Origin of the sequence: Pseudomonas sp. BAV 4579 (genome assembly GCF_009765395.1) — a bacterium.
Lineage (GTDB): Bacteria > Pseudomonadota > Gammaproteobacteria > Pseudomonadales > Pseudomonadaceae > Chryseomonas > Chryseomonas aestiva.
The window spans coordinates 1-6,666 of the sequence record NZ_WHOV01000211.1 but is presented as its reverse complement, the minus strand read 5'-3'; the positions used below and the strand labels follow the sequence as shown (position 1 = coordinate 6,666).

Below are 6,666 nucleotides of genomic sequence, written 5' to 3'. Positions count from 1 at the left end.
GGAATCCTCATGTACCGCTCGTACACTCCGGTTCCTGCGCGCCGCGCGCACCCGCCTGACAACCGCTCGCTACGTTTTGTTAGCCGCTCTTAGGCCCGCTGGGCAGAAAAGGGCTCCGCTAGGGAGCAGGACCCGGTCGTTCTGGAGGCCTGGTCGAGGTCGCACGCCTGGCGTGCCGGAGGGAGGAAGCCCGGCGCGGACAGGGTCTCGCCTGGGACTTCTCGCCGTTCCGGAGCTCTGCGTCGCGGGCCTTGGCCAGGCCGGGGCGGCCGTGGTCTTGGCCCGAGTATGGACAGCGGCCTGTTCTCTCTCCAATACTGGAAATGGCCTTTTCCGTTGCCTTTACGAGAACACACGGATGCGTGGAATTCACGAACAACGCTTGCATTATTTCGTCGAGGCGGTGCGCCTGGGCAGCGTGCGCGCCGCGGCCGACGCCCTGGATATCGCCCCTTCCGCGGTCAGCCGGCAGATCGCCCAGGTCGAGGCGGAGCTGGGCGTCGATCTCATCGAAAGACACCGCCGCGGCATCACCCCGACCGAGGCAGGGCGTCTGGTGCTGGACTATTTCCGCCAGCGCCAGACCCAGCTCGACGGCCTGAGAGACGCCATTTCCGATCTCCAGGGCCTGCGCACCGGCCGGGTGGTGCTGGCCATCGGCGAGGGCTTCATCGGCGATCTGTCGTCCAGCCTGGGCGACTTTTCCGCGCGGCATCCGGAGATCGAGGTCAGGGTCAACGTGGTGGGCACCAACGAGGTGATCCGCCAGGTAATGGAAGACGAGGCGCAACTGGGGCTGGTGTTCAATCCGCCACGCGATCCGCACCTGCGGGTGCATGGCAGCCGTGGACAGCCGCTCTATGCGCTGGTGGCACCGGAGCATCCGCTGGCCGCCACCCGCGGCCCCGTGACCCTGGCGGAACTGGGCGAGCATCGCCTGGCGCTGCCGGACATCTCCTACGGCATCCGCCAGATGCTCGACGCCGTGGAGCAGGCCGCCGGCCAGCGCCTGGCGCCGACCCTGACCTGCAACACCTTTGCCCTGCTCAAGCACTATGCCCAGCAGGGCGGCGTGACCCTGCTGCCGCTGTTCGCCGCCACCCAGGAACTGGACAGCGGCGCCTTGCGCGCCCTGCCCCTGGCCGATCCAGGTTTCGCCCGCGCCCACGTCGAACTGGTCACCCGCCTGGGGCGCAAGCTCAGTCGCGCCGCGGACGAGTTGCGCACGGCCATGGTGCAGCAGATGACCGCCTTTCGCTGAGCGTCGGCGGCGCTCGCTACAAGAGGCTTAGACCGGCAACTCCTGGCGCACCAGCTCGGCCCACAACCGTACGGCCGGCTCGATGATGGCGTCGTTGAAGTCATAGGCCGGGTTGTGCAGCGGTGCCGAGGGCTGGGCGCCGTCGACGCCCAGCCAGAGATAGGCCCCCGGGCGCGCCGCCAGCATGAAGGCGAAGTCCTCGGAGGCCATGGACGGTGGTACGCCATCGCTGACCCGCTCGGCGCCAAAGGCGGTCACCGCCGCCTGACGTACCCGCGCCGCCTGCTCGGGATGGTTCTGGGTCACCGGATAGCCCCGGGTGAACTCCAGCTCGCCGCGCACCCCCTGGGCCAGCGGCGCCTGGGCGACGATCTCGCCGATCAGCCGCTCCACCTCGGCACGCACCGCGCCATCCAGGCAGCGCACCGTGCCCCTGAGTCGCGCCACCTCGGGGATGACGTTGATCGCCTCTCCCGCCTCCAGCATGGTCACGCTGACCACCGCGGCGGCCAGCGGCGAGATCCGCCGGGCGACGATGGTCTGCAGCTGCAGGATCAGGTCCGCCGCGGCGACGATGGGATCGCGCCCGCGCTCGGGCATGGCTGCGTGGCAGCCCTTGCCGGTCAGGGTGATGGCGAAGGTGTCCAGCGAGGCCATCATGGCGCCCGGATTGACCACTGCCTGGCCGGCTGGCAATCCCGGCCAGTTGTGCAGGCCGTAGAGGGCGTCCATGGGAAAGCGTTCGAACAGGCCGTCCTCGATCATCTTCTGGGCGCCGCCAAGATTCTCTTCGGCGGGCTGGAAGACGAAATAGAGGGTGCCGCGGAAATCGCGGTTTTCGCTCAGGTGGCGGGCGGTGGCCAGCAGGATGGCGGTGTGGCCGTCATGGCCGCAGGCGTGCATGCGCCCGGCGGCGGTGGAACGGCGGGGGACATCCCCCACCTCCTGCATCGGCAGGGCGTCCATGTCGGCGCGCAGCCCCAGGCTGGGGCCTTCGCCGTGACGCAGCACCCCGACCACGCCGGTCCCACCGAGGCCACGATGGACCTCCAGGCCGAAGCCTTCCAGCAACTCGGCCACCCGCGCCGCGGTGCGGTGCTCGGCGAAACCCAGTTCCGGATGGGCGTGGAAATCGCGACGCCAGCTGCGGGCGTCGTCCAACAAGGCTTGATGGATGGTCATCTGTTACTCCAGGCTGGCGCCGTAGCCAAAGCCGGCGGCGGGCACCGCGGCGGTTTCCACCCAGACGCTCTTCACTCCGCTGTATTCGCGCAGGGCGTCGAGGCCGGAGGAGCGACCGTAGCCGCTCTCGCCGTAGCCGCCGAAGGGCGAGCTGACGTGGATGGTCTTGTAGCCGTTGACCCAGAAGGTACCGGCGCGCACGCCCCGGGCCACCCGGTGGGCGCGCCCGACATCGCGGGTCCAGACCGCCCCGGCCAGGCCGAAACGGCTGTCGTTGGCGATGCGGATGGCGTCGGCCTCGTCCTTGAACGGGATAGCCACCACCACTGGCCCGAAGATCTCTTCCTGGGCGCAACTCAGGCCGTTGTGACCGGCCAGCACCGTGGGGTTGACGTAGTAGCCGGTCCCGGCGGGCAGCGGCTCGACGCCATTGGCAACATGCCGCGCACCTTCGCCCAGGGCGCCTTCCACCATGTTGCGCACATGGGCGAATTGCTTGGCGTTGTGGATCGGACCGATCTGGGTCTCGGAGTCGCTCGGATCGCCCACCTTGAACTGGCTGGCGGCGCGGGCCACCGCCTGGATGAAGCGTTCGTAGATGGCTTCCTGCACCAGCAGCCGCGAACCCGAGACGCAACTCTGACCGGCGCCGGAAAAGATCGCCGCCTGGGCGCCGCGTACGGCGAGGTCCAGGTCGGCGTCTGCGAAGACGATGTTGGCCGACTTGCCTCCCAGCTCCAGCACCACCGGGATGCAGCGCTGGGCCGCGGCGGCGGCGATGTGCCGGCCGGTGGCCGGCGAGCCGACAAAGACCACCTTGCGGATGTCAGCGTGGGCGATCACCTGCTGGCCGACGGTATGGCCCTGGCCGGCGAGCACGTTGACCAGGCCCCTGGGCGCACCGGCGCGTTCCACCAGCACGCCCAGCAGCAGCGAGGTCACCGGAGTCAGTTCGGAAGGCTTGAGGATCACCGCGTTGCCGGCGGTGATGGCCGGGGCGATCTGCCAGCCGCCGGTAAAGATCGGCGCATTCCAGGGGGTGATCTGCAGCACCGTACCCAGGGGCTCGTAGGTCACGTAGTTGAGGTGGCTGGTGGGCACCGGGATGACTTCGCCATGCAGCTTGTCGGCCCAGCCGGCGTAGTACTCGAACATCTCGGCGACCTTGAGCACCTCGACGCGGGCATCGCGGATCGGCTTGTTGGCGGTCAGCGATTCCAGCTGCGCCAGGGCCTCGGCCTCCTCGCGGATCAGGGCGCCGACGCGATAGATGATGCGTCCGCGCGCCTGGGCGGTCAGGGCGCGCCATTCCTCGCGCGCCCGGCGGGCGGCGGTATCGGCGCGCTCGACCACGGCCAGGTCGGCATCGGGGTAGCTGTAGGCCGGGCTGTCGTCATGGGCGTTGCGCACGGTGATCCGCTCGCCGCTGCCATCGACGAAGGCGCCGTCCACGTAGCTTGCGACCTGCTGGCGGTCGCCCCAGAAGGGCTTGAGCAATTCCAGTGTCTTGGCGTTCATCATGATCATTCCCCCTTGCCGAACAGGTCTTCGCTGGTGCGTCGCGCGATGGCGCAGAAATCCTCGCCATCGGCCAGGGTCTCGGCGCTGGCATTCCAGGCCTGGGCGGTGGCCGCGGCCAGCGGCAGGTCGAGGCCGAGTTCGGCGATGAGCTGCTGGGCCAGGCCCACGTCCTTGCGCATCAGGCCCATGGTGAAGCCGGAGTCATAGGCCTTGTTCAGCACCCAGGTAGGGAACATGCCCTGGCTGGCGGCGCTGCGCCCGGAACCGGCATTGATGCCTTCGAGCAGCTTCTCCGGGGCGACGCCGGCACGGGCGGCCATGGTCACCGCCTCGGCGGTGGTGATCAGGTGCGCCGCGGCGAGCAGGTTGTTGGCGATCTTGGCGATGTTGCCGGCGCCCACGGCGCCGATGTGCACCCGGGTCGCGCTCATGGCTTCCAGCGCCGGCAGCGCCTTGGCCAGGGCTGCCTCGCTGCCGCCGATGACCATGGTCATGGTGCCGGCCGCGGCACCGGCGGGGCCGCCGGAGACCGGGGCATCGAGGAAATCGGCACCGACCTCGGCGAAGGCTGCCGCTACCCGGCGGCTGGTCTCGGGGGTGGAGGTGGTGGTGTCGACCACCACGGTGCCCGGCCGCACGCGGCTGACCAGGCCCGCCTCGCCCAGGCACACGGCCTCGACGTGCTCGGCCTTGGGCAGCGACAGCACGATGACGTCGCTGCTGGCGGCCAGGGCCGCCAGATCGCCAGCGATGGCCACGCCCTGGGCAGCGACCCGCTCGCAGGCGGCGCTGGAGGGATCCAGCCCGGTGACGGCAACGCCCTTGCGCGCCAGGGTGATCGCCATGTTGCCGCCCATGTTGCCGAGTCCGATGACCCCGACCTGCCTGCCCATGCCTTGTTCCTCTTCTTCGAATGGGTGGTGACCGACCCGGTGGCCGGCCCCTGGCGATCGAGTATGGGAGGCCCCAGGCATCACCACCAATACGGCATTCGGACTTTCATGTTGCGCAAAAGGCAACGTCAAATGCGAGCACCAGCATCGTGCAAAGGCGCGATTCGAGGGCGCTGCTCGGCCCCAGGCTGGTGCAGGGCAACCCGTCGCGATGCCACGGCTGGCGACAAAGCGCCAGTCTCCATGCGCCTTGCCGACGCCTGGCACAGTTCCTGAAAAGGCGCCCTGGCTGGCCCGCAGTCCAGCCCAACAACAGCGCACGTTCGCTTAGGAGCCTTTCGCATGAAGCGCCGCCCACTACTGAAGACCACCCTTGCCGCGTCCGCCCTGCTCATGAGCGGCCTGTTTCCCTGGAGTGCCGCCCACGCCGCGGACACCATCAAGGTCGGCATCCTGCATTCGCTGTCCGGCACCATGGCCATCTCCGAGACCTCGCTCAAGGACATGGCGCTGATGACCATCGACGAGATCAACGCCAAGGGCGGGGTACTGGGCAAGAAGCTGGAACCCGTGGTGGTGGACCCGGCCTCCAACTGGCCGCTGTTCGCCGAGAAGGCGCGCCAGCTGGTGACCCAGGACAAGGTCGCGGTCACCTTCGGCTGCTGGACCTCGGTCTCGCGCAAATCGGTCCTGCCGGTCTATGAAGAACTCAACGGCCTGCTGTTCTACCCGGTGCAGTACGAAGGCGAAGAGATGTCGCCCAACGTCTTCTACACCGGCGCGGCGCCGAACCAGCAGGCCATCCCGGCGGTGGAATATCTGCTGAGCGAAGAAGGCGGCGGCGCCAAGCGCTTCTTCCTGCTGGGCACCGACTACGTCTATCCGCGCACCACCAACAAGATTCTCAGATCCTTCCTGCACAGCAAGGGCGTGCAGGACAAGGACATCGAAGAGGTCTACACCCCCTTCGGCCACAGCGATTACCAGACCATCGTCGCCAACATCAAGAAGTTCTCCGCCGGCGGCAAGACCGCGGTGGTCTCCACCATCAATGGCGACTCCAACGTGCCCTTCTACAAGGAACTGGGCAACCAGGGCCTGAAGGCCACCGACGTGCCGGTGGTGGCCTTCTCGGTGGGCGAGGAAGAACTGCGCGGCATCGACACCAAGCCGCTGGTGGGCCAGCTGGCCGCCTGGAACTACTTCGAGTCGCTGGATAACCCGGTGAACAAGAAATTCGTCGAGGCCTGGAAGGCCTACGCCAAGGCCAAGAACCTGCCCAACTACCAGACCGCCGTGACCAACGACCCCATGGAAGCCACCTACATCGGCATCCACATGTGGGCCCAGGCGGTGGAAAAGGCCGGCAGCACCGACGTCGACAAGGTCCGCAAGGCCATGGCCGGCCAGACCTTCGCCGCGCCGGACGGCTACACCGTGAAGATGGACGAGAAGAACCACCACCTGCACAAGCCGGTGATGATCGGCGAGGTCCAGGACGACGGTCAGTTCAACGTCGTCTGGCAGACCGAGGGCCCGGTCCGCGCCCAGCCCTGGAGCCCCTACATCCCCGGCAACGACAAGAAGTCCGACGAACCGGTGAAGAGCGGCAAGTAACGGCCAGCCCTCTCCCTTAGGCCCCTCTCCCCCGAGGGGGGGAGCGAAGCCTGAAAGGTGGCACCCCGCTCTTACCCCCTCTCCCCTGGGGAGAGGGTTGGGGTAAGGGCCAAAGCCGTTCCGAGGCCAATAGCTCTTCCCCCTCTCCCCTTGGGAGAGGGTTGGGGCTGTCTCTTATACACATCTCCGAGC

5 protein-coding genes and 1 other RNA gene are annotated in these 6,666 nt (G+C 68.0%); 3 read left to right on the top strand and 3 right to left on the bottom strand.

Going from position 1 to position 6,666, the window contains the following annotated elements:
- Positions 1–9: 9 nt before the first annotated feature.
- A non-coding RNA gene (locus tag GSQ95_RS25090) (sX9 sRNA) lies at positions 10–85 on the top strand.
- 273 nt (positions 86–358) lie between these two features.
- Complete coding sequence (locus tag GSQ95_RS25085) at positions 359–1,261, top strand: LysR family transcriptional regulator (protein WP_133862298.1); 903 nt, start codon at positions 359–361, stop codon at positions 1,259–1,261.
- 27 nt (positions 1,262–1,288) lie between these two features.
- Here the strand turns inward: GSQ95_RS25085 and GSQ95_RS25080 are convergent, their stop codons facing one another.
- From GSQ95_RS25080 to GSQ95_RS25070, 3 genes are read right to left on the bottom strand one after another with little or no spacing between them, the layout of a single operon-like run.
- Entirely contained in the window at positions 1,289–2,443 is a 1,155-nt protein-coding gene (locus GSQ95_RS25080; protein ID WP_158896855.1) for a M20 aminoacylase family protein, read from the bottom strand.
- 3 nt (positions 2,444–2,446) lie between these two features.
- Complete coding sequence (locus GSQ95_RS25075; protein ID WP_158896854.1) at positions 2,447–3,964, bottom strand: aldehyde dehydrogenase family protein; 1,518 nt, start codon at positions 3,962–3,964, stop codon at positions 2,447–2,449.
- A 2-nt stretch (positions 3,965–3,966) separates the two neighbouring features.
- Positions 3,967–4,857, bottom strand: coding sequence for an NAD(P)-dependent oxidoreductase (locus GSQ95_RS25070; RefSeq protein WP_158896853.1), 891 nt, complete (start codon positions 4,855–4,857; stop codon positions 3,967–3,969).
- 342 nt (positions 4,858–5,199) lie between these two features.
- Between GSQ95_RS25070 and urtA the strand changes: the two genes are divergently transcribed.
- On the top strand, positions 5,200–6,474 hold the full coding sequence (urtA, locus tag GSQ95_RS25065) for an urea ABC transporter substrate-binding protein (protein WP_158896852.1): 1,275 nt from the start codon (positions 5,200–5,202) through the stop codon (positions 6,472–6,474).
- Positions 6,475–6,666 lie beyond the last annotated feature (192 nt).